The organism is Streptomyces araujoniae, from assembly GCF_050871195.1.
Lineage (GTDB): Bacteria > Actinomycetota > Actinomycetes > Streptomycetales > Streptomycetaceae > Streptomyces > Streptomyces bacillaris.
This window is the reverse complement of the sequence record NZ_CP194070.1, coordinates 3608976-3631617: the sequence shown is the minus strand read 5'-3', so window position 1 is coordinate 3631617 and position 22642 is coordinate 3608976. Positions and strand designations below refer to the sequence as shown.

Sequence of the window (22642 nt, the reverse complement as noted above, 5' to 3'; positions counted from 1 at the left end):
ATTAGTCTGTGCTGACACTATCCACTTATTCCACCCCGCTGTAGCCGGGCGGGCGGTGATCTGTGTCGCTCAGGTGTGCCTTGGTTGTACGGGGTCCGTGCCGCCACCGGGGCGCGCCCTCCGGAGTGCCGTGCGCAGGGGGTTGCGTACGGCTTCCGCGAGGACCGCCAGGTAGAGCACGACTCCATGGTGCTCTGCGTAGTGCTGGTCCAGCAGGGCGGGGTCGTCCCACGGCATGCCGGAGCGGGCCCGGACCTGTGCGAGCCCGGTCAGCCCCGGCCGCAGTTCCTGCCGCCACTGCCGGGCCCCGGGCGAGGCGGCGCGCGGGTCGCCGGGGGGCAGCGGGGCCGGTCCCACGAGGGAGAGGTCGCCCCGGACGACGTGGGGGAGCCGGGAGAGCAGGTCGAGCCGGAACCGGCGGGTGCGCAGGGAGCGGAGCGTGAAGACCCGGCCGCCCAGGCCCGTACGGGGGCTGCGGTCCCATACGCCGTCGGGGCCGCGCCGGACCGCGAGCGCCAGGGCCCCGGCGGCGAGGACGGGTGCGGTCGCGACGAGGAGGGCGGTGCCGAGGGCCAGGTCCAGGAGGCGTTCGGGGGATGCGCGGGGGGCGATGCGGTCCGCGATCCCGCCGGCCCGGTCGGTCAGGCCCGCCAGGCGTGCGGCGGGGCGCGAGGGGAAGTGGCCGCGCGCGGTGCCGGAGGGGGGCTGGGTGCGGGGGTGTGCGCCGGGGGCGTGCGGGGTGGGGGTGGGTGCGTCAGGGGCGTAGGGGGTGGAGGCGCGTGGGCCCGGGGTGTACGGGTCGGGGCCGTGCGGGGCGGGGGTGCGCGGGTCGGAGGCGTGCGGCCCTGGGGTGTACGGGTCGGGGGCGTACGGCTCCGATGCGTACGGCGGTGGGGTGCGCGGCTCCTCGGGGGGTGGTGTCGGGAGGTGCTGCTGCCGCTCCCGCTGTCTCTGGGTCTTCTTCCTCTGCTGGTTCTTCTGCCGCACGCGCCGCTGTCTCGCGTTCCGCATCGCGCCCGCCCGGGGTTCGGAGTCCGATGGTGTGCCTGTGCCTGTGCCTGCTGTGCCAGTGGTGTGCCTGTACCGGCCGATCGATGGCGTTTCTGACCGGCTCGCGGCATTTTGTGACAGAACGATCCCACGGTGGGATGGTGGGTCGGGGGAGCGGCGCGAGGGGGACGCGTACCGGCATCTAAGTTGAGTCGAGCCGACTCAGGTCTGTTGACTCCATGCTCGGCGTCATGCATTCTTGAGTCAGATCCACTCAAGTAGTCAGTTGGAGGAATTGAAATGGCACGTGCGGTCGGCATCGACCTGGGCACGACTAACTCCGTCGTCAGCGTTCTCGAAGGCGGCGAGCCCACCGTCATCACCAACGCCGAAGGCGCCAGGACCACGCCGTCCGTCGTCGCCTTCGCCAAGAACGGCGAGGTGCTCGTCGGCGAGGTCGCCAAGCGCCAGGCGGTCACCAACGTCGACAGGACCATCCGCTCCGTCAAGCGCCACATGGGCACGGACTGGAAGATCGACCTCGACGGCAAGAGCTTCAACCCGCAGCAGATGAGCGCCTTCATCCTGCAGAAGCTGAAGCGCGACGCCGAGTCCTACCTGGGCGAGAAGGTGACCGACGCGGTCATCACCGTCCCGGCGTACTTCAACGACTCCGAGCGCCAGGCGACCAAGGAGGCCGGTGAGATCGCGGGCCTCAACGTCCTGCGCATCGTCAACGAGCCGACCGCCGCCGCCCTGGCGTACGGCCTGGACAAGGACGACCAGACGATCCTCGTCTTCGACCTCGGTGGCGGCACCTTCGACGTGTCCCTCCTGGAGATCGGTGACGGCGTCGTCGAGGTGAAGGCCACCAACGGTGACAACCAGCTCGGTGGTGACGACTGGGACCAGCGCGTCGTCGACTACCTGGTGAAGCAGTTCGCCAACGGCCACGGCGTGGACCTGTCCAAGGACAAGATGGCTCTCCAGCGTCTCCGCGAGGCCGCGGAGAAGGCGAAGATCGAGCTGTCGTCCTCGACCGAGACCACGATCAACCTGCCGTACATCACGGCGTCCGCCGAGGGCCCGCTGCACCTGGACGAGAAGCTCACGCGCTCGCAGTTCCAGCAGCTGACCGCGGACCTCCTGGAGCGCTGCAAGACGCCGTTCCACAACGTGATCAAGGACGCGGGCATCCAGCTCTCCGAGATCGACCACGTCGTTCTCGTCGGTGGCTCCACCCGTATGCCGGCCGTCGCCGAGCTGGTCAAGGAGCTGACCGGCGGCAAGGACGCCAACAAGAGCGTCAACCCGGACGAGGTCGTCGCCATCGGCGCCTCGCTCCAGGCCGGTGTCCTCAAGGGCGAGGTCAAGGACGTCCTGCTCCTCGACGTCACCCCGCTCTCCCTCGGCATCGAGACCAAGGGAGGGATCATGACCAAGCTCATCGAGCGCAACACCACGATCCCGACCAAGCGCTCCGAGATCTTCACGACGGCCGAGGACAACCAGCCCTCCGTGCAGATCCAGGTCTACCAGGGCGAGCGCGAGATCGCGGCGTACAACAAGAAGCTCGGGATGTTCGAGCTGACCGGTCTGCCGCCGGCCCCGCGCGGTGTGCCGCAGATCGAGGTCGCCTTCGACATCGACGCCAACGGCATCATGCACGTCGCCGCCAAGGACCTCGGCACCGGCAAGGAGCAGAAGATGACCGTCACCGGCGGCTCCTCGCTGCCGAAGGACGAGGTCAACCGGATGCGCGAAGAGGCCGAGAAGTACGCGGAGGAGGACCACGCCCGCCGCGAGGCCGCCGAGTCGCGCAACCAGGGCGAGCAGCTCGTCTACCAGACCGAGAAGTTCCTCAAGGACAACGAGGACAAGGTCCCCGCGGACGTCAAGACGGAGGTGGAGACCGCGGTCGGCGAGCTGAAGGAGAAGCTCAAGGGCGAGGACACCGCCGAGATCCGTACGGCCACCGAGAAGGTCGCCGCCGTCTCCCAGAAGCTGGGCCAGGCGATGTACGCCAACGCCCAGGCCGAGGGTGCGGCGACCGGCGCCGAGGCCCCGGGCGGCGCCCAGGCCAAGGCCGATGACGATGTCGTCGACGCCGAGATCGTGGACGACGAGAAGGACACCAAGGGCGGTGCGGCGTGACCGAGGAGACTCCGGGCTTCGAGGAGAAGCCCGACGTCCCCTCCGGCGCCACCCCTGATGACGCCGAGCCGAAGGCCGCCGCACCCTCCGAGGAGGAGGCGGCGGCCCCGGCCGGGGACACCGACGAGACGGCCGACCGGGCGGTCGGCCTGACGGCCCAGCTGGACCAGGCCCGTACGGCGCTGAGCGAGCGCACCGGTGACCTCCAGCGGCTCCAGGCCGAGTACCAGAACTACCGCCGCCGGGTCGAGCGGGACCGGGTCACGGTCAAGGAGATCGCCGTCGCGAACCTCCTGTCCGAGCTGCTGCCCGTGCTCGACGACGTCGGCCGCGCCAGGGAGCACGGCGAACTGCTGGGCGGCTTCAAGTCGGTCGCCGAGTCGCTGGAGACCGTCGTCGCGAAGCTGGGCCTCCAGCAGTTCGGCAAGGAGGGCGAGCCCTTCGACCCGACGATCCACGAGGCCCTGATGCACAGCTACGCGCCGGATGTCACCGAGACGACCTGCGTGGCGATCCTCCAGCCGGGGTATCGCATCGGCGAGCGCACGATCCGCCCCGCGCGGGTGGCCGTCGCCGAGCCGCAGCCGGGCGCCACGCCCGCAGCGGCCAAGGAAGAGAAGACAGACGACGAGGAGAGCGGTGGCACCGAGGAGGCCTGACGGAAACCCGTCCGGCCACCAGGGTGCACACCGACCGGTCAGGCGGCCGGCCCACGGGCCGGCCGCTCGGCCGATCGTCCGGAAGGAGGGACGTCGATGAGCACGAAGGACTTCGTCGAGAAGGACTACTACAAGGTCCTCGGCGTTCCCAAGGACGCCACCGACGCCGAGATCAAGAAGGCGTACCGCAAGCTCGCCCGCGAGTTCCACCCCGACGCCAACAAGGGTGACGCCAAGGCGGAGGAGCGGTTCAAGGAGATCTCCGAGGCGAACGACGTCCTCGGCGACTCCAAGCGGCGCAAGGAGTACGACGAGGCGCGCGCCCTCTTCGGCAACGGTGGCTTCCGCGCCGGACCCGGCGGCGCGGGCGGCAACTTCAACTTCGACCTGGGCGACCTCTTCGGCGGTGGCGGCCCGGGCGGACAGGGCGGTGCCGGCGGCGGGTTCGGCGGTGGCGGGGGCGGTCTCGGCGACGTCTTCGGCGGGCTGTTCAACCGGGGCGGCGCGGGCACCCGCGTCCAGCCGCGGCGCGGCCAGGACATCGAGTCCGAGGTGACGCTCAGCTTCAGCGAGGCGGTCGACGGGGCCACGGTCCCGCTGCGGATGTCCAGCCAGGCGCCCTGCAAGGCGTGTTCCGGCACCGGCGACAAGAACGGCACCCCCCGGGTCTGCCCGACCTGCGTCGGCACCGGCCAGGTCTCGCGCGGCAGCGGCGGCGGCTTCTCGCTCACCGACCCGTGCGTGGACTGCAAGGGCCGGGGCCTGATCGCCCAGGACCCGTGCGACGTCTGCCACGGCAGCGGCCGGGCCAAGTCGGCCCGCACCATGCAGGTCAGGATCCCGGCGGGCGTCTCCGACGGCCAGCGGATCCGGCTGCGCGGCAAGGGCGGACCGGGCGAGCGCGGCGGACCGGCCGGCGATCTGTACGTGGTCGTCCACGTCGGGGCCCACCCCGTCTTCGGCCGCAAGGGCGACAACCTCACGGTCACCGTGCCCGTCACCTATCCCGAGGCGACGCTCGGCGGCGAGGTGAAGGTCCCCACCCTCGGCGGCCCCCCGGTCACCCTGAAGCTGCCCGCCGGCACCCCGAACGGGCGTACGATGCGCGCCCGGGGCAAGGGCGCGGTCCGCAAGGACGGCACCCGCGGGGACCTGCTGGTCACCGTGGAGGTGGCGGTCCCCACGGACCTCGGCCCGGAGGCCCGGGACGCACTGGAGGCCTACCGCAAGGCGACCGCGGACGAGGACCCGCGGGCGGAACTGTTCCAGGCCGCGAAGGGAGCTTGAGATGGACGGCCGTCGACGCAATCCGTACCAGCTGACCGATGAATCGCCGGTGTACGTGATCTCGGTCGCGGCCCAGCTCTCGGGTCTGCACCCGCAGACGCTGCGCCAGTACGACCGTCTCGGCCTGGTCTCCCCGGACCGTACGGCCGGCCGCGGCCGGCGCTACTCGGCCCGCGACATCGAGCTGCTGCGCACCGTGCAGCAGCTGTCGCAGGACGAGGGCATCAACCTGGCGGGCATCAAGCGCATCATCGAGCTGGAGAACCAGGTCGCCGCGCTCCAGCAGCGCGTCGCCGAGCTCTCGGCGGCGGTGGACGGCGCGGCGGTCGCCATGCAGCAGCGCGAGGCCCAGGTGCACGCCTCGTACCGCCGCGACCTCGTGCCGTACCAGGACGTGCAGCAGACGGGCGCGCTGGTGGTGTGGCGGCCGAAGCCGAAGCGGCCCGCGGGGGAGTAGTCGCCCCTGCCGTACGGCAGGGGCCGGCCCCTGCGGCAACGGCACCACGGAGACGGCCGCAGCCGCGTCTGCTTCTGCGAACAGCGGGGCCGGGAGAGCGTTTTCATCCGCTCTCCCGGCCCCGCTGCCGTACGCGCTTCCCGAGCCCTCACACGCGGCCGTGACCGGCCTCGGCGATGCCGGAGTGGACGAGCAGGGCGCCCAGATGGGTGCGGCTGGTGGCGCCGAGGGTCTGCATGAGCTTGGCGATGTGGGAGCGGCAGGTGCGGACGCTGATGCCCATCTTGCGGGCCACCACGTCGTCGACGTGGCCCTCGGCGAGCAGGCGGGCGATGGTGCCCTGGACGGCGGTGACCCGGGCGTCGGGCGGGGCCGCCTGGTGGTTCTCGGCCAGCGGCACGGCCTGGGCCCAGAGGACCTCGTACACCTGGACCAGATACGCCACGAGGGCGGGGTGGCCGATCCGGAGGGCGGTGCTGCGGTCGGCGCTGCCGGGGATGTAGGCGACCGACCGGTCGACGATGATCAGCCGCTCGACGGTCAGTTCGGTCGTACGCACCTGGAGGTGCTGGGCCGGGACCTGGGCCAGGTAGTCCCTGATGGAGCCGCTGTACCGGGCCGGGTGCTGGTAGATGTGGCGCATCCGGGCCCCGCGGCGGATGGCGGCGCGGGCGTTGGCCAGGCCCGCCCGGAGGCTGCCGGCCGGGCGGCCGCTGCCCGGCTGGGCCGTCAGGATCTCGTCCGTGGCGGTGGCGGTCGCCTCGTCGAGGGAGGCCTGGATGGCCGGGCCCCCCTCCAGCACGGTGATGGCGAGGTTGGGGTCGTCGTGGGCCACGGCGGTCAGGGGGAACAGGGACCGGCTCAGGGCGGTCGCGAGGCGCAGGCGTTCGTCGATCTCCCGGGAGACCGGCTGGAGGATGTGGGCCAGAGCGGCCGAGGGAGGCACGGGCCGCATCCACGCGTCGTCCCACGGGTCGGGGTGGAGCAGGGGCAGTTCGGTGAGGCAGGGAGCGTCGGTGAGTTCGGCGCGCGCTATCCGTCCGGTGCGCAGGGACCGCTCGTAGAGGCGGAGCGCCGCATCGCACAGTACGTCGTTCCGGTGCGGGCTATGTCCTAATCTGCCTTCACTGCTGCCCATTTGGGATCCCCCTGCTTTGTGCAGTGCAACAAGATGACGGTAGTGCCAGCGTAGTTGTGAGGGGAGTGTGGGGGTGTCGAGGAAGCCGGGAACTCCCTCGGCAGGGCCCGGGCGTCGGCTGCCTTCTCCCCCGTTGTGCGGTCGCGCCCGGGTTCGCACACGGGGGGCGCTGTCAGGAGTCCGAATCCAGGATTCCTGACAGCGCGATCAGATAGCCGAGCTGTGCCCGGCTGTTGCTGCCCAGGGTCGCGTTGAGCTTGGCGATGTGCGCCCGGCAGGTCCGTACGTTCATGCCCAGCCGGCGCGCTATGGAGTCGTCCACGTGCCCCTCCACCAGGAGTTGCGCGATGGACCTCTGCACGCCGCTGATGCCCGCGGGCGTGGGGTCGTACCGGATCTCCTCCAGGAGGGGCGTGGCGCGCTGCCAGAGCTGCTCGAAGACTCTGGTGAGGTAGGAGATGAGCCCCGGGTGGCGCAGTTCCAGAGCCGCGGTCCGGTCGTCCTTCGCGGGGATGAAGGCGACGGTCTGGTCGAAGATGAGCATGCGCTCGACCAGTTCCTCGAGCGTGCGGATCTCGACGCCGCTGGCCAGGCGCTCGGCGTAGGCGAACGTTCCCTGGTGGTGGCGGACGGTGTGCTGGTAGAGGGTGCGGATGCTGACGCCGCGGTCCACCACGGCCTTGCCCCGTTCGAGGCCTTTGCTGAGGATGTCCTCGCTCCGGCCGCCGCCGGGCTGCACGGTCAGGACTTCGGTGCGGCACTCCGCGGTGGCCACGTCGATGGCCGCGTTGATGCGGGTGCTGCCCTCCAGCACGGTGATGGCGTGCGTCGTCGGCGGGTCCTGGGCGCTGATGTCCATGAAGGGCTCGAAGGAGTCGACGAGCTCCACGGAATGTCGCCTTCGCTCCTGTATCTCCCGCTCGATGGGGTGGAGCCGCTGGGCGAGTGCGGCGGAAGGCGAAACCGGGCGCAGCCAGCCGGCGTCGTCGGGGTCGGGGTGGAGCAGGGCGAAGTCCATCAGGCAAGGGGCCGGGTCGGCATCCGCGCGGGGGATCCGTCCGGATCGCAACGCGTTGGCGTAGACGCGCTGTCCCGCATCGCATAGTTCGGTGATGCCGTGAGGATGTGCCGCTTTTGACTTGCTTGTTGCCATATGTCCACCCCCCATGTTCCTGAACCTGCAGGAACATGATGCACCGAGCCGGTGGTGTTCGCGTATGCGGATGAGACATCGTCTTGGTGCGGGGGAGATGAATCCATCCAGTGAGGACGAAGCCGAAATGTATAAGCGAATGCTTCGCTCGGTGCTTGCCACGGTGTTCGTGGGGGCTCTGGCATTTGGGACCCTGGCGGCCCAGGGCGCCGAGGACATCACCTGGACCGCACCGAAGCCCGATTCCGGGTCGGCCGCATCGGTCGCGCTCTCCGGTGATATCACCTGGGGTGTCACCTCTAGCCACCCGGTCGCATGACCACGCCGCCGGACGATCGCACCTTCCGGCGCGAGATGGCAACTGCCTATCGCTCAGGGTGGCATTTCATCGATCTGCTCACGGCACTCCCCCGCCGTGGCGACTCGTTGATGGTCACCCTGTTCGGAGAGCCGATCGTCGTCGTGATGGAAGAGGACGAGGACGTCCGCGCCTATCGATGCCTCCGGCGCCCCCGTGGCGCGCCGCAGCCCGTCCGCTGCGCCGTCAGGTACGGGATGATCTTTGTGAACCTCGATCAGCGGGACCACGAGCTGATCGCGTCAGAACCCCTTTCCGCCACCCCCCGCAGTGCCTGAGCGATTCCCCCGTCGTCACCTGTCGCTCCAGGCGCTTCCCCCACACAGCGGCGCCACCGTGACCTGAACACGGTGGCGCCGTTGTGCTGTCCCCGTACAGGGGTCGTGCTGTCCCCGTACGGGAGGGCCGGCCGGTGCGGGTGTCAGGCGTTTCCGAGGGCCCGGTCCAGGGCGATCTCGATGACGACGCGCTCCGGGTTGTGCCTCGGCGTGCGCTCGTAGCGCTCCGCGTAACGGCTCACCGCGTCCGCGACGGCCTCCGGCTCCGTGCGGATGGTCGCGCGGCCCTCCAGCGTGGCCCAGCGGGCCTTGTGCATCTGGCAGACGGCGACCCGTGCCCCCTCCGGGCCGGCGGCCAGGATGTTGGCGACCTTGCGGGTGCCCCCGCCGGTGATCACGCGCGCCACCCCGGCCTCCGGGTCGTACGTCACGCCCACCGGGACCACGTGCGGCGTGCCGTCGGGGCGGAGTGTCGTCAGGGTGCACACATGCCGCTCGCGCCAGAACGCGAGGTATTCGGGGGTGGGGTTCCGTACGTCTGCCATGGGGGAAGCGTAGGCGGCCCCCCGTGCCCGCGCGGTGGCGGGCGGCGCCCCGGCCTCCGTCCTCTGCGCCCGTCCCCTGCCCCACGTGCCGGGCCCCGCGTCCATGGCCCGCGTCCACGGCCCGGAAAATCGGTCCGATTGCCTTGAGCGGAATAGACTCAACTTTGTGTACGCTGGATACATCAAGGGACAGGAACAGTCACCCCCAGCTGCGAGGAGGAGCAAGCACCCGTGGACGCCGAGCTGACCAACAAGAGCCGGGACGCCATCAACGCGGCCAGTGACCGGGCCGTGAAGGACGGGCACCCCGACCTCACCCCCGGCCATCTGCTCCTCGCACTGCTGGGGGGCCAGGACAACGAGAACATCACCGACCTGCTCGCCGCCGTCGAGGCCGACCAGGCCGTCGTGCGCGCCGGGACCGAGAAGCTGCTCGGCGGCCTCCCCAGCGTCACCGGCTCCACCGTCGCCCCGCCGCAGCCCGACCGCGAGCTGCTGGCGGTGATCCAGGACGCGGCGCAGCGGGCCAAGGAGCTGGGCGACGAGTACCTCTCCACCGAGCACCTGCTCATCGGTATCGCCGCGAAGGGCGGCCGCGCCGGTGAGATCCTCGACGGACAGGGGGCCACCGCCAAGAAGCTGCTGGCCGCATTCGAGACGAGCAGGGGAGGGCGCCGGGTGACCACACCCGACCCGGAGGGGCAGTACAAGGCCCTGGAGAAGTTCGGCACCGACTTCACGGCCGCCGCGCGCGACGGAAAGCTGGACCCGGTCATCGGCCGCGACCAGGAGATCCGCCGCGTCGTGCAGGTGCTCTCGCGCCGGACGAAGAACAACCCGGTGCTCATCGGTGAGCCCGGCGTCGGCAAGACCGCCGTCGTCGAGGGGCTCGCCCAGCGCATCGTCAAGGGCGACGTCCCCGAGAGCCTGAAGAACAAGCGGCTGGTCTCGCTGGACCTGGGCGCGATGGTCGCGGGTGCGAAGTACCGCGGCGAGTTCGAGGAGCGGCTGAAGACCGTCCTCTCCGAGATCAAGGAGAGCGACGGCCAGATCATCACCTTCATCGACGAGCTGCACACCGTCGTCGGCGCCGGCGCGGGCGGCGACTCCGCCATGGACGCGGGCAACATGCTCAAGCCGATGCTGGCCCGCGGCGAGCTGCGCATGGTCGGCGCGACCACGCTCGACGAGTACCGCGAGCGGATCGAGAAGGACCCCGCCCTGGAGCGCCGCTTCCAGCAGGTGCTGGTGGCCGAGCCGTCCGTCGAGGACACCATCGCCATCCTCCGTGGCCTCAAGGGCCGTTACGAGGCCCACCACAAGGTCCAGATCGCGGACTCGGCGCTCGTCGCCGCCGCCACCCTCTCCGACCGCTACATCACCTCCCGCTTCCTCCCCGACAAGGCCATCGACCTGGTCGACGAGGCCGCCTCCCGGCTCCGTATGGAGATCGACTCCTCACCCCTGGAGATCGACGAACTCCAGCGCTCCGTCGACCGGTTGCGCATGGAGGAGCTGGCGCTGAAGAACGAGTCCGACGCCGCCTCCAAGCAGCGGCTGGAGAAGCTGCGCCGCGACCTCGCCGACAAGGAGGAGGAGCTGCGCGGCCTCAACGCCCGCTGGGAGAAGGAGAAGCAGGGCCTCAACCGGGTCGGTGAGCTGAAGGAGCGCCTCGACGAGCTGCGCGGCCAGGCCGAACGGGCCCAGCGCGACGGAGACTTCGACGCCGCCTCCAAGCTGCTGTACGGGGAGATCCCGGGCCTGGAGCGGGAGTTGGAGGAGGCCGCCGAGGCGGAGCAGGAGGCCTCCAAGGACACCATGGTCAAGGAGGAGGTCGGGCCGGACGACATCGCGGACGTCGTCGGCGCCTGGACCGGCATCCCGGCCGGGCGGCTGCTGGAGGGCGAGACCCAGAAGCTGCTGCGGATGGAGTCGGAGCTGGGCAGGCGGCTGATCGGGCAGACCGAGGCCGTGCAGGCCGTCTCCGACGCCGTACGCCGGACGCGCGCCGGGATCGCCGACCCCGACCGGCCCACCGGGTCGTTCCTCTTCCTCGGGCCCACCGGCGTCGGCAAGACCGAGCTGGCCAAGGCGCTGGCGGACTTCCTCTTCGACGACGAGCGGGCCATGATCCGCATCGACATGAGCGAGTACGGCGAGAAGCACAGCGTCGCCCGCCTGGTCGGTGCCCCGCCCGGTTACGTCGGGTACGAGGAGGGCGGCCAGCTCACCGAGGCCGTCCGCCGCCGCCCGTACAGCGTCGTGCTCCTGGACGAGGTCGAGAAGGCCCACCCCGAGGTCTTCGACATCCTGCTCCAGGTCCTCGACGACGGCCGGCTCACCGACGGCCAGGGCCGCACGGTCGACTTCCGCAACACCATCCTCGTCCTCACCTCCAACCTCGGCAGCCAGTTCCTGATGGACCCGCTGGTCAAGCCCGAGGTCAAGAAGCAGCAGGTGCTGGACGTGGTGCGGGCCTCCTTCAAACCGGAGTTCATCAACCGGCTGGACGACCTGGTGGTCTTCTCGGCCCTCTCCGGTGACGAACTGGCCCACATCGCGGGGCTCCAGATCGACCGGCTGGCCAAGCGCCTCGCGGACCGCCGCCTCACCCTGGACGTCACCCCCGAGGCGCTCGCCTGGCTGGCCCAGGAGGGCAACGACCCGGCGTACGGGGCGCGCCCGCTGCGCCGCCTCATCCAGACGGCCATCGGGGACCGGCTCGCCAAGGAGATCCTCTCCGGCGAGATCCGGGACGGCGACACCGTACGGGTGGACCGCGCCCGGGAGGAGGACGAGGGCGGCCTGACCGTGGGCCCGGCCCCCCGGCCCTCGTGACATCCGGGAGGCCTTCCCGGGCCTCGTAGCGCCCGGGGAGGCCCTCCGGCCCGTAACGCCCGGGAGGTCTCCCGGCCCTCGCGACATCCGGGAGGCCCCTCCGGGCCTCGTGGCACCCGGGCCGGTCCCGGACGCGCGCGGGCCCGCCCGCACCGCCCCGCGGCGGCGGACCGGTCCTCCACCCCGCCCGCGGCGCCGGGCCGGTTCTCCACCCCCGAAGCCCCGCACCCCGTACGCGGAGCGTCACAACTCCTCGCTCACCGTGCGTAAGCGCCCGCACGGCCCCGTCGCCGCCCGCTCTCTGTCAGCTTGTGGCGGATAGGGGCCGTGCGGGGTTGCCATGCCCCGCCCGCCATGGGAGAGGATGGCCGCCAACCGCACGAAGGGAAATTACGGTGAGCATCGATCCGTCCTCGATTCCTAATTTCGGGGGCCAGCCCGAACCGCAGGCGGCAGGACCGGAGGGCCCCGTCGTCCCTGACCAGGACCTCGTCAAGCAGCTCCTCGACCAGATGGAGCTGAAGTACGTCGTCGACGACGAGGGCGACCTCGCGGCGCCGTGGGAAGAGTTCCGGACGTACTTCATGTTCCGGGGCGAGGCCGAGCAGCAGGTCTTCTCGGTCCGTACGTTCTACGACCGCCCCCACGCGCTCGACCAGCGTCCCGTCCTCCTGGACGCCATCGACGACTGGAACCGCCGCACCCTGTGGCCCAAGGTCTACACCCACTCCCACGAGGGCGAGGAGGGCGAGGCGGGCTCCGTCCGGCTGATCGGTGAGGCGCAGATGCTCATCGGCACCGGCGTCAGCCTGGAGCACTTCGTCTCCTCGACGGTCAGCTGGGTGCGCGCGTCCATCGAGTTCGACAAGTGGCTCCTGGAGCGCCTGGGCCTCGCCCCGGCCGAGGAGAAGACGGACGGCGAGGGCACGGAGTCCGCGGGCGCCTGAGCCCGGCCCCTCGATCCACCCGGGCGGCCCGGGCGGCGGTCACCACGACCACCGCCCGGGCCGCCCGCGTGTTCAGCCCAGCCGCCGCAGCCGCTCCACCGCGGACTCCAGCACCTCGTCCCTCTTGCAGAAGGTGAACCGGACCTGGCTGCGGCCCGCCTCCGGGTCGTCGTAGAAGACCGAGTTCGGTACGGCGGCCACCCCGCACCGCTCCGGAAGGGCCTGGCAGAAGGCGTACGCGTCCTCCTCGCCGAACGGGGAGATGTCGGTGGTGACGAAGTACGTCCCCTCCGGCTCGTAGACCTGGAAGCCCGCGCTCCGCAGCCCCCCGGCGAGCAGGTCGCGCTTGCGGCGCATGGAGTCGCGGAACTCCGTGAAGAAGGTGTCGGGGAGCTGGAGCGCCTCCGCGATCGCGTACTGGAACGGGCCCCCGCTCACGAACGTCAGGTACTGCTTCGCCGAGCGCACCGCCGTCACCAGCGGCGCGTCGGCCGTCACCCAGCCGATCTTCCAGCCCGTGTACGAGTACGTCTTGCCGGCCGACGAGATGGAGACCGTACGTTCGCGCATCCCCGGCAGGGCCGCGATCGGGTGGTGGGCGCCCTCGAAGACCAGGTGCTCGTACACCTCGTCCGTCACCACCAGCAGGTCGTGCTCCACCGCCAGGGCGGCGATCCCGCTCAGCTCCTCGGGGGTGAGGACCGCGCCGGTCGGGTTGTGCGGGGAGTTGAGCAGCAGCAGGCGGGTGCGCGGGGTGATCAGGGTCCGCAGCTCGTCCAGGTCGGGGCGGAAGGCGGGGGCGCGCAGGGTGAGCGGGACGCGCACGCCGCCCGCCAGGGCGATGCACGCGGCGTACGAGTCGTAGTACGGCTCGAACGCGATGACCTCGTCGCCCGGCTCCACCAGGGCGAGCAGCGCGGCGGCGATCGCCTCGGTGGCCCCGGTGGTGACCAGGACCTCGGTCTCCGGCGACCAGGTCAGGCCGTAGAAGCGCTTCTGGTGGTCGGCCACGGCGTTGCGCAGCTCCGGGATGCCGGGTCCCGGCGGGTACTGGTTGCCGTGCCCGGCGCGCAGCGCCCGGACCGCCGCCTCCCGGATCTCCTCGGGGCCGTCGGTGTCGGGGAAGCCCTGGCCGAGGTTGATCGAGCCGGTCCGCGCGGCCAGTGCGGACATCTCCGCGAAGATCGTCGTCCCGAACCCGGCCAGGCGGCTGTTGAGCAGCGGTCGTCCCTGCTGTCCCTGTGTCATGGGCGTCATCCTGCGCTCAAGCTCTGGAGTTGCTCAAGTCTGCTTTGGGGCGCCCGGGGGATGGGGATTTCCCTGGCACGTACGCATCGCAAGGACGCGTACGCATCGCAACGGCGCGAAGAGAAACGCAGAGAGCGCAGAAGGCAAGCGCAGAAGACGGAAGAGAATCAGAGAGAAACGCGAAGGAAGCGACGGGGGAACCGCGCTTCGGGGGAAAGGCGGGTGAGCGGCATGACCGTTCTCATCACGGTGCTGATCGGTGTGGGCATTCTTGTCGGTCTGATGGTGGTCCTGGCGCGGTTGACCAGCGTCAAGCGCGTTCCGGCCCGGGCGGGCGGGGGCCGCGGTGCCTCGTCGGACGGCGGCGGTGGCGGCTGGTGGGCGGGCGGCGGGGACAGCGGCTCGTCCTGCGACTCCGGCGGCCACTCCGGCGGTGGCCACTCCTGCGGCGGCGGCTCGTCGTGCGGCGGCGGTGGCTGCGGCGGAGGCAGCTGAGCGGGCGGCGGACGGCCGCCGTCTCCGGTGCCGGCCGGGGCGGCAGGCCGTCACGGCCGCCGAAGCCGTTCCGCCGCCGGGCGCCCGAGGGCGAACTCCCTTCGGGCGCCCTGTCGTTGAGCCACGCAGGAGAAAACCGTTGAACAGTTGAACCGGGCTGCCCCCGAGGGGATGGAAACCGCGTCAAGTTGGGTAAAAACGCTGCGAGTGCGGCGTACTTCGTGATTCCCTCGTTGAAGAGAACATTCAGCCCTCGGACCCCAGTTGGACCAGATCGGGCGCTCCCCTCCTCCCACACGCATGCCCAGGGGGCGCCCGCTGTCCATGCGTCCATGTGTGTTTGCGGAGCCGACCCATGCTCACCACCCTCCAGACGGCCTACTCCGATACCCGCGCCGCCGACCTGGCCTGGACCCTGGGCCGGGAGCCGCTTCCCGCCCTCGCCGTCCTCGACCTCCGGCTCGGTGGCGCCGAACTCCAGCTGAGGCTGCTCGGCGCCTCCCACCAGGTCCTGCTCCAGGAGGAGCAGGGAGTCTGCTCCGAGACCGTCGCCTGTATGCCGGGCAGCAGCACCCCCCTCCCCCTCGGTGTCGCCAAGCGGCTCGGGGACTGGGAGTACGAATTCGCGGCGCGCGTCGAGACCCTCACGCAGGGGCAGTTCGCGGGGCGGGCCCAGGAACTGCTCGCCCTGGTCAGCGACCATCCGCACGGACTGGCCGGCACCTTCCCCGGCTCCCCGTACGCCTTCACCGCCATGCTCGCCCAGCGCATCGAGGGCCAGGTGCGGTGGCGCACCTGGCACGCGTACCCGCAGGAGGGGCAGTTGGTGGTCACCCGGACCCGGGTGGGGGTGCGCATCCCGGCACCCGCGATGTGAGGGGGGGCGAGCGCACGGGTGCGGGTCCGTACGGGTGTGCGGGTGCGGGTGGCCGCCGGGCGGTACTTGCACCCTTGTGGGTGACAGGCGGCGACCGGGTCGTGACGTAGCGTTCGCAGCATGATCGACCAGCAGGTGTCGCTGCGAGGGGGCGCGGCGCGGCTTCCCGTACGGCCGAGGACCGGCCGGTTCCTCGTCCTCGCCGCCGTCTTCGTCTGCGCGGCCTGCGGTCTCGTCTACGAGCTGGAACTGGTCGCCCTCGCGTCCTACTTGATCGGCGACTCGGTCACCCAGGCCTCCGTGGTGCTCTCCGTGATGGTCTTCGCCATGGGCGTCGGCTCGCTCCTCGCGAAACGTTTACGCTGCCATGCCGCCGTCGGCTTCGGGCTGATCGAGGCGGCCCTCGCGCTGATCGGCGGCTCCTCGGCGCTCGTGCTCTACGCCTCCTTCGCCTGGCTCGGGGAGTCGCGGTACCCGGTCGTCGGGTTCTCCCTGGCCATCGGGGTGCTCATCGGCGCCGAGATCCCGCTGCTGATGACGCTGATCCAGCGCGTCGACCGGCAGGACGCGGGCGGGGCCGTGGCCGACCTCTTCGCCGCCGACTACGTGGGCGCGCTCGTCGGCGGGCTGGCCTTCCCCTTCCTCCTGCTGCCGATGCTCGGCCAGCTCACCGGCGCGCTCGTCACGGGCGCGGTGAACGCCGCCGCGGGCGGGGCGCTGGTCCTGTGGGTCTTCCGCCGCGACCTGACGCCCCGCTCCCGCCGCCTCCTCTTCCTGGTCAACGTCTCGGTGATCCTCGCCCTGGCCACCGCCACGTTCCTGGTCGACGACTTCGAGCGGGCGGCGCGGCGGGCGGTCTACGGGGACCAGGTGCGGGTCGCCGTGCAGACCGGGGTGCAGGAGGTCGTCCTCACCGGCACCGACCGGGACTCCCTCGGCCTCTATCTGGACGGCCGACTGCGGGTCAGCGCCCGCGACGAGCACCGCTACCACGAGGCGCTGGTCCACCCCGCGATGAACGGCCCCCGCGCCCGCGTCCTCGTCCTGGGCGGCGGCGACGGGCTCGCCGCCCGCGAGGTCCTGCGGTACGCGGACGTCCGCTCGGTCACCGTCGTCGAGATCGACCCCGCCGTCACCCGGCTGGCCCGCACCGACCCCGCCCTCTCCGGACTCAACGGCCACGTCTACCGCGATCCACGGGTCACCGTCGTCGGCGCGGACGCCTTCACCTGGCTGCGCGCCGACCGCCACCGCTACGACGTGGTGGTCTCCGACCTGCCGGACCCGGGCGTGACGGCCAGCACGAAGCTGTACTCCGCGGAGTTCTACGGGCTGATCGCCGAGGCCCTGGCCCCCGGTGGGCGCCTGGTGGTCCACGCGGGCCCGCCGGTGGCCCGGCCGCAGACCTTCTGGACGGTGGAGGCCTCGGTGCGGGCCGGGGGGCTCGCGACCCGCCCGTACCGCATCCCGGCCCGCCCCCCGGCCCCCGCTTCCGGCTCCGCCGCGCCCCCCGGCCGGCCCGGCTCCGCTGACGGTCGGGCGCCGGAGGAGTGGGGGTTCCTGCTCGCGGCGGCCGGACCGGTGGGGGAGCCGGGGCTCGGCGCCGGGGCGCCCGTACCGCGCTCGCTGGGGGAGGAGGAGCTGCGGGAGGGGGCGCGGGCGGCGGACCGGCTGCGACTGCCGGACCGGGCACCGTCCACGCTGATCCACCCGCGCTACTGGGAGGACGCGTGAGGGCGGGGCGCCGGCGGTGGTGGGGCGTCAGCGGTGGCGGGGCGGCAGGGGCCGGCGGTGGTGGGGCGGCAGCGGTGGCGGGGCGGCAGGGGCCGGCGGTGGTGGGGCGGCAGCGGTGGCGGGGCGGCAGGCGCCGGCGGTGGCGGGGCGGCAGGGGGAGGCGGGACGGCAGAGCGGGGGGAGCGGGGAGGAGCCGCGCGGGGGGAAGTCCTGACGTGCGGGCCGGGGGCGATTAGGCTCGGTCGGTATGGAGCATCAGGTGTTCGTTCCGGTCCCGGTCCCGGCCCTGCGGCGCACGCTGGGTGACCCCGTCCGGGTCGCCCGCTGCGTACCGGGGCTCCAGCAGGACGCCGACGGATCGGCCTCGCCGCTGGCGGGCCGGCTGAAGTTCCGGGCCGGCGGCCACACCATCACGTACCGGGGCGAGCTGAAGCTCTCCGGCCCCGGGGCGGCGGAGGGCGACCGCTTCACGGTGACCGGGGAGGGCGTGGAGGCCCGGGGGACGGGTGCGGTGAAGCTGGCCCTGACCGTCTCCCTCACGGCGGCGGACGGCGGCACGACCCTCACGTACGGCGGTACGGCGAGCGGTGACGGCCGGCTGGCCGAGCTGGAGGAGGGCGCCGCCCTCACCGCCGCCCAGCGGCTCCTGGACCGCTTCACCCAGCAGCTGGTCACGGAGACCCTGGCTGTAGGGGAGGGGGAGGACGCGGCTCCCGGGAGCGCGGAGGACGTCTCGGCCGAGGGGCTCGCGGGGGACGTCGAGCCGTCTGCCGACGGTCGGGACGGCGAGGGGGCCGGTGCCGGTGCCGGTACGGGCTCCGCCGCTGAGCCCGCCGAGCCCGGTTCCGCTGCCGGGGCTGCTGGGTCCGCCGATGCCGGTTCCGCTGCCGGGACGGGCGCCGCCGGGGCCTCCGAGCCCGCCGGAACCGGCGAGTCCGGCGAGTCGGCCGGGGCCGTCGGCGTTCCGGAGCCCGGGAAGCCCGCCGAGTCCGCCGCAGCGGCCGAGGCCACGAGCACACCCGAAGGCGCTGACCTTCCCGGTTCCGCCGAGCCCGGTTCCGCTGCTGGGGCTGCTGGGTCCGCCGATGCCGGTTCCGATGCCGGTACGGGCTCCGCCGCCGGGGCCTCCGAGTCCTCCTCCGTGTTCGACTCGCCCGTCCCCCCGCCCTCCCTCGACCCCGTCGCGGGCGTCGAGTTCACCGTCCCCGACGAGCCGCCCGCCGAGGCCGCGCACGCCCGGCGCACCATGATCGGGCGCAGTGCGGAGGAGGTCGACCACGCGCCGCCGCGCGGCCGGTACGCCCCCGTGCCCTCGCCGGACGCGGGCGGGGCGGGCACCACCCTGCGCTGGGTCGCCCCGGCCGCCGCCCTCGCGCTGGCCTCCGCCGTCGTGCTGAGCAGGGCGTTGCGGCGCCGTAGGTGAGGCACCGCCAGGAGACCGCCAGTAGGGTCGTCGGGTGAGCAGTAGCGAAGAGAACGTCAGGCTGAGTGCCGGAGACGCCGAGTTGACCGTCGACCCCGCCCACGGCTGCCGGATCGGCAGTCTGCGGATCGGCTCCACCGAGCTGCTGCGCCAGGGCGAGCGGTACGGCTGCTTCCCGATGGTGCCCTGGTGCGGACGGACCGGGTACGGGGAGTTCCACAACGGCGACGTCGCCCACCAACTGCCCCTGAACTCCCCGCCGCACGCCATCCACGGCACCGGCCGGGACACCGCCTGGCGGACCGCCCGTGCGGAGAAGGCGCAGGCGGCTTTCTACTACGACCTCGCCGAGCCCTGGCCGTACGAGGGCCGGGTGACCCAGACCTTCGAGCTGACCGAGGACACGCTGACCCTCGGCCTCGCCGTGGAGACGTACGGCACCTCCTTCCCGGCCCAGGCCGGCTGGCACCCCTGGTTCCACCGCAGCCTCGGCGGCCAGGACGCCCGGCTCTCCTTCGACGCCGCCTGGCAGGAGGAGCGGGGGGACGACCACCTGCCGACCGGGCGGCGCATCGACCCCGTACCCGGTCCGTGGGACGACTGCTTCGGGATGCCCGACGGTGTGGACGTGACGCTCACCTGGCCGGAGCAGCTGGAGCTGACGGTGAAGAGCCGCAGCGAGTGGGTCGTGATCTACGACGAGCAGGACGAGGCGATCTGCGTCGAGCCGCAGTCCGGGCCGCCGAACGGGCTGAACACCGCGCCCCGGCTGGTCACCCCGATCGACCCGCTGGAGATCACGACGACCTGGAGCTGGACGCGGCTCTGAGGCCCGGTTCCGGGGCGCGGCTCCGAGGCTCGGCTCGGGGCCGGGGGCCGCACCGCTTACCCTCGTGACCATGACTGACGTACGCGCTGAGCTGCTCCAGCAGATCAAGGACAAGGCCGTGGTCCACGGCAAGGTGACCCTCTCCTCGGGTCTGGAAGCCGACTGGTACATCGACCTGCGCCGGATCACGCTGGACGGCAAGGCCGCGCCGCTGGTCGGCCAGGCCATGCTGGACGCCACCGCCGAGCTGGACTACGACTGCGTGGGCGGGCTGACGCTCGGCGCCGACCCGGTCGCCACCTCGATGCTGCACGCCTCCGCCGCGCGCGGGCAGAGCCTGGACGCGTTCGTCGTCCGCAAGGCGCAGAAGGCCCACGGGATGCAGCGCCGGATCGAGGGCACCGACGTGAAGGGCCGCCGCTGCCTGGTCGTCGAGGACACCTCCACCACCGGCGGTTCGCCGCTGACCGCCGTCGAGGCCGTACGCGAGGCGGGCGGCGAGGTCGTCGCCGTCGCCGTGATCGTCGAGCGCGGTGCCGCTCCGGCCATCGCCGAGGCCGGTCTGCCGTACGTCCAGGTCTACTCGGTGGCGGATCTCGGCCTCGCCTGAGCCATATCGGGCGGACCGGACGGTTTCACGTGAAACAGGGTCCGCCGGGTGGAGCCGGATGGAGAGTCTGGGAAGATGGGGGCGACGATGACGTCGCCCCCAGGTCAGGGACTCCACAGCCTGCACATCCGCACATTCCAAGGAGCGGTCAGATGCCCATCGCAACCCCCGAGGCTTACGCCGAGATGCTCGACCGGGCCAAGGCGGGCAAGTTCGCCTACCCGGCCATCAACGTCACCTCGACGCAGACCCTGCACGCGGCCCTGCGCGGCTTCGCGGAGGCAGAGAGCGACGGCATCGTCCAGATCTCCACGGGCGGTGCGGAGTTCCTGGGCGGCCAGTACAACAAGGACATGGTGACGGGTGCGGTCGCCCTGGCCGAGTTCGCGCACATCGTCGCCGCCAAGTACGACGTCACGGTCGCGCTCCACACCGACCACTGCCCCAAGGACAAGCTGGACGGTTACGTACGTCCGCTGCTCGCCGTCTCCGCCGAGCGCGTCGCCAAGGGCCTGAACCCGCTGTTCCAGTCGCACATGTGGGACGGCTCGGCCGAGACCCTCGCGGACAACCTGGCCATCGGCCAGGAGCTGCTGGCCCAGGCCGCCGCCGCCAAGATCATCCTTGAGGTCGAGATCACTCCGACCGGCGGCGAGGAGGACGGTGTCACGCACGAGATCAACGACGAGCTGTACACCACCGTCGAGGACGCGCTGCGCACCGCCGAGGCGCTCGGCCTGGGCGAGAAGGGCCGCTACCTGCTGGCCGCCTCCTTCGGCAACGTCCACGGCGTCTACAAGCCGGGCAACGTCGTGCTCCGCCCCGAGCTGCTGAAGGACCTGCAGGCGGGCGTCTCGGAGAAGTACGGCAAGCCGGCCGGCAGCCAGCCGTTCGACTTCGTCTTCCACGGCGGCTCCGGCTCCACCGCCGAGGAGATCGCCACCGCGCTGGAGAACGGCGTCGTGAAGATGAACCTCGACACCGACACCCAGTACGCCTTCACCCGCCCGGTCGCGGACCACATGTTCCGCAACTACGACGGTGTCCTGAAGATCGACGGCGAGGTCGGCAACAAGAAGACCTACGACCCCCGCACCTGGGGCAAGGCCGCCGAGGCGGGCATGGCCGTGCGCGTCACCGAGGCGTGCGCGAACCTGCGCTCCACCGGTACGAAGCTGAAGTAGCACACCGGCGGTTCGGTACGGATGTACGGCGTCGGGCCCGGTTCCCCTTCCCGGGGGGCCGGGCCCGTTGCTGTGCCGAGTGAACGAGAGCAAGGAGGGCCGCTCGTGGCCGCGCTGTACGACTTCGACACCGCCGTCGACCGGCGGGGCACCTGGTGCGTCCAGTGGGACGGGGTCGCGGACCGGTTCGGGGTCGACGGGCTGCTGCCCTTCACCATCTCCGACATGGACTTCACCACCGCCCCCGAGGTGCTGGCCGCGCTGCGGGACCGGCTGGACCACGGTGTCTTCGGCTACACCACCTGGAAGCAGGACGACTTCCGCTCGGCCGTCGCCCACTGGTACGCCACGCGGTACGGCACCGAGATCGACACCGGGAAGCTCGTCTACGGCCCGTCCGTCCTCAACCAGCTCTCCCAGCTCCTCCGGATGTGGACGGAGGAGGGGGACGGCGTCGTCGTCCACACCCCCACCTACGACGGCTTCCGCAAGGCCGTCACCGGGCTCGGGCGCGAGCTGCGCGGGGTGCCGGTGGGGGACGAGGAGGCGTTGGTACGGGAGCTGGCGCGGGCGGACGCCAAGGTGCTGGTGGTCTGCTCGCCGCACAACCCGACCGGGCGGGTCTGGACGGCCGCCGAGCTGACCCGGATGGCGGAGCTCTCGGAGCGGTACGGCGTGGCGGTGATCAGCGACGAGATCCACGCGGACTTCGTCCACGAGGAGTACGCGGGGAGCGCCCATGTGCCGTGGACGCGGGTGGCCGGGGAGAGCGGCGGCGGGGGCCGCTGGGCGCTCGTCACCTCGGCGTCCAAGGCCTTCAACTTCCCGGCGCTGACCGGTTCGTACGGGCTCATCGGGGATCCGGCGGACCGGGCGGAGTATCTGCGGCGGATGGAGACGGGGGAGGGGCTGGCGTCCCCGGCGGTGCTCTCGCTGACCGCGCACATCGCGGCGTACCGGGAGGGGGCGGCGTGGCTCGACGCGGTGCGGGCGTATGTGGCCGGGAACCTGGCGTATGTCGCCGAGCGGCTCGCCGCCGACCTCCCCGAGCTGGGGTGGGAGCCGCCGCAGGCCGGATACCTGGCCTGGATCGACCTGAGGCCGGCCGGGATCGTGGACGACGAGGCGTTGCAGCGGGTGCTGGTGGAGCGGGAGAGGGTGGCGGTGATGGGCGGCGCGGTGTACGGGGCGCCGGGGTTCGTCCGGCTGAACGTGGGGTGCCCCCGGGGGAAGGTGGAGCGGGGGGTGGAGGCGCTGGTGCGGGCGGTTCGGGCGGTGCGGTCCGTGTGAGCCGTGTGAGCCGTGCGGCGGTCGGTGGTGTTCGGGGGCGCTGCCCCCGGGCCCCCGCTCCTCAATCGCCGGAGGGGCTTGTTCGTGCGGGCCCAGCCCCCGGGACGGGCTCTCCTCGATCGCCGGAGGGGCTTGAAACGCGCGCCCA

General features: G+C 71.9%; 21 protein-coding genes. 16 read left to right on the top strand and 5 right to left on the bottom strand.

Translation table 11 applies throughout. The features are described from left to right. Window positions 1-69: 69 nt before the first annotated feature. Window positions 70-987 (bottom strand): sugar transferase, encoded by a 918-nt coding sequence (locus ACQ9ZG_RS15395; RefSeq protein WP_499280677.1) that lies wholly within the window; start codon window positions 985-987, stop codon window positions 70-72. A gap of 303 nt (window positions 988-1290) precedes the next feature. Between ACQ9ZG_RS15395 and dnaK the strand changes: the two genes are divergently transcribed. The 4 genes from dnaK (at window position 1291) to ACQ9ZG_RS15375 (ending at window position 5547) form a co-directional block, all read left to right on the top strand. Continuing rightward, window positions 1291-3144: a molecular chaperone DnaK gene (gene dnaK, locus ACQ9ZG_RS15390; RefSeq protein ID WP_018489591.1), complete on the top strand. Its 1854-nt coding sequence runs from the start codon at window positions 1291-1293 to the stop codon at window positions 3142-3144. Then, the gene (grpE, locus tag ACQ9ZG_RS15385) at window positions 3141-3803 is read left to right on the top strand and encodes a nucleotide exchange factor GrpE (RefSeq protein WP_018489590.1); all 663 of its coding nucleotides are present in this window, start codon (window positions 3141-3143) and stop codon (window positions 3801-3803) included. Before dnaK ends, grpE begins: the two co-directional genes overlap by 4 nt. 96 nt (window positions 3804-3899) lie before the next feature. Then, entirely contained in the window at window positions 3900-5090 is a 1191-nt protein-coding gene (dnaJ, locus tag ACQ9ZG_RS15380) for a molecular chaperone DnaJ (RefSeq protein ID WP_018489589.1), read from the top strand. Between the two features lies 1 nt (window position 5091). Next, complete coding sequence (locus ACQ9ZG_RS15375; RefSeq protein ID WP_018489588.1) at window positions 5092-5547, top strand: heat shock protein transcriptional repressor HspR; 456 nt, start codon at window positions 5092-5094, stop codon at window positions 5545-5547. Window positions 5548-5695: 148 nt separating this feature from the next. Here the strand turns inward: ACQ9ZG_RS15375 and ACQ9ZG_RS15370 are convergent, their stop codons facing one another. Further along, window positions 5696-6685: a helix-turn-helix transcriptional regulator gene (locus tag ACQ9ZG_RS15370; RefSeq protein ID WP_109914322.1), complete on the bottom strand. Its 990-nt coding sequence runs from the start codon at window positions 6683-6685 to the stop codon at window positions 5696-5698. Between the two features lie 172 nt (window positions 6686-6857). Then, window positions 6858-7703, bottom strand: a complete 846-nt coding sequence (locus ACQ9ZG_RS15365) for a hypothetical protein (RefSeq protein ID WP_018489586.1) — start codon at window positions 7701-7703, stop codon at window positions 6858-6860. A gap of 148 nt (window positions 7704-7851) precedes the next feature. Between ACQ9ZG_RS15365 and ACQ9ZG_RS15360 the strand changes: the two genes are divergently transcribed. Next, the gene (locus ACQ9ZG_RS15360) at window positions 7852-8157 is read left to right on the top strand and encodes a hypothetical protein (RefSeq protein WP_229865776.1); all 306 of its coding nucleotides are present in this window, start codon (window positions 7852-7854) and stop codon (window positions 8155-8157) included. Further along, a complete protein-coding gene (locus tag ACQ9ZG_RS15355; RefSeq protein WP_015609572.1) occupies window positions 8154-8474 on the top strand; it encodes a Rieske (2Fe-2S) protein in 321 nt (106 codons plus the stop codon). The genes ACQ9ZG_RS15360 and ACQ9ZG_RS15355 overlap by 4 nt, the downstream gene beginning before the upstream one ends. Before the next feature lie 143 nt (window positions 8475-8617). Here the strand turns inward: ACQ9ZG_RS15355 and ACQ9ZG_RS15350 are convergent, their stop codons facing one another. Further along, a complete protein-coding gene (locus ACQ9ZG_RS15350) occupies window positions 8618-9019 on the bottom strand; it encodes a pyridoxamine 5'-phosphate oxidase family protein (protein ID WP_018489584.1) in 402 nt (133 codons plus the stop codon). Window positions 9020-9250: 231 nt separating this feature from the next. Here ACQ9ZG_RS15350 and clpB point away from each other — a divergent pair, with 231 nt between their 5' ends. Beyond that, on the top strand, window positions 9251-11857 hold the full coding sequence (gene clpB / locus ACQ9ZG_RS15345) for an ATP-dependent chaperone ClpB (protein ID WP_109914319.1): 2607 nt from the start codon (window positions 9251-9253) through the stop codon (window positions 11855-11857). A gap of 395 nt (window positions 11858-12252) precedes the next feature. Next, window positions 12253-12804, top strand: coding sequence for a YbjN domain-containing protein (locus ACQ9ZG_RS15340; protein ID WP_018489582.1), 552 nt, complete (start codon window positions 12253-12255; stop codon window positions 12802-12804). A 72-nt stretch (window positions 12805-12876) separates the two neighbouring features. Here the strand turns inward: ACQ9ZG_RS15340 and ACQ9ZG_RS15335 are convergent, their stop codons facing one another. Further along, a complete protein-coding gene (locus ACQ9ZG_RS15335; protein ID WP_109914412.1) occupies window positions 12877-14052 on the bottom strand; it encodes a pyridoxal phosphate-dependent aminotransferase in 1176 nt (391 codons plus the stop codon). 231 nt (window positions 14053-14283) lie between these two features. Between ACQ9ZG_RS15335 and ACQ9ZG_RS15330 the strand changes: the two genes are divergently transcribed. The 8 genes from ACQ9ZG_RS15330 to ACQ9ZG_RS15295 all read left to right on the top strand — a co-directional run bounded on the left by ACQ9ZG_RS15330 (window position 14284) and on the right by ACQ9ZG_RS15295 (window position 22494). Then, window positions 14284-14547, top strand: a complete 264-nt coding sequence (locus ACQ9ZG_RS15330; protein ID WP_386699019.1) for a hypothetical protein — start codon at window positions 14284-14286, stop codon at window positions 14545-14547. 355 nt (window positions 14548-14902) lie between these two features. Beyond that, a complete protein-coding gene (locus tag ACQ9ZG_RS15325) occupies window positions 14903-15424 on the top strand; it encodes a DUF2617 family protein (protein ID WP_109917632.1) in 522 nt (173 codons plus the stop codon). 120 nt (window positions 15425-15544) lie between these two features. Then, window positions 15545-17158: a polyamine aminopropyltransferase gene (locus ACQ9ZG_RS15320; protein WP_499280672.1), complete on the top strand. Its 1614-nt coding sequence runs from the start codon at window positions 15545-15547 to the stop codon at window positions 17156-17158. 259 nt (window positions 17159-17417) lie between these two features. After that, window positions 17418-18581, top strand: a complete 1164-nt coding sequence (locus ACQ9ZG_RS15315) for an SRPBCC domain-containing protein (RefSeq protein ID WP_499281606.1) — start codon at window positions 17418-17420, stop codon at window positions 18579-18581. A gap of 34 nt (window positions 18582-18615) precedes the next feature. Next, window positions 18616-19410 (top strand): aldose epimerase family protein, encoded by a 795-nt coding sequence (locus ACQ9ZG_RS15310; protein ID WP_084994087.1) that lies wholly within the window; start codon window positions 18616-18618, stop codon window positions 19408-19410. Between the two features lie 70 nt (window positions 19411-19480). Beyond that, complete coding sequence (gene pyrE, locus ACQ9ZG_RS15305) at window positions 19481-20020, top strand: orotate phosphoribosyltransferase (protein WP_070204355.1); 540 nt, start codon at window positions 19481-19483, stop codon at window positions 20018-20020. 152 nt (window positions 20021-20172) lie between these two features. Next, complete coding sequence (gene fbaA, locus ACQ9ZG_RS15300; protein ID WP_028416005.1) at window positions 20173-21204, top strand: class II fructose-bisphosphate aldolase; 1032 nt, start codon at window positions 20173-20175, stop codon at window positions 21202-21204. A gap of 105 nt (window positions 21205-21309) precedes the next feature. Continuing rightward, the gene (locus ACQ9ZG_RS15295; protein ID WP_109916210.1) at window positions 21310-22494 is read left to right on the top strand and encodes a MalY/PatB family protein; all 1185 of its coding nucleotides are present in this window, start codon (window positions 21310-21312) and stop codon (window positions 22492-22494) included. Window positions 22495-22642 lie beyond the last annotated feature (148 nt).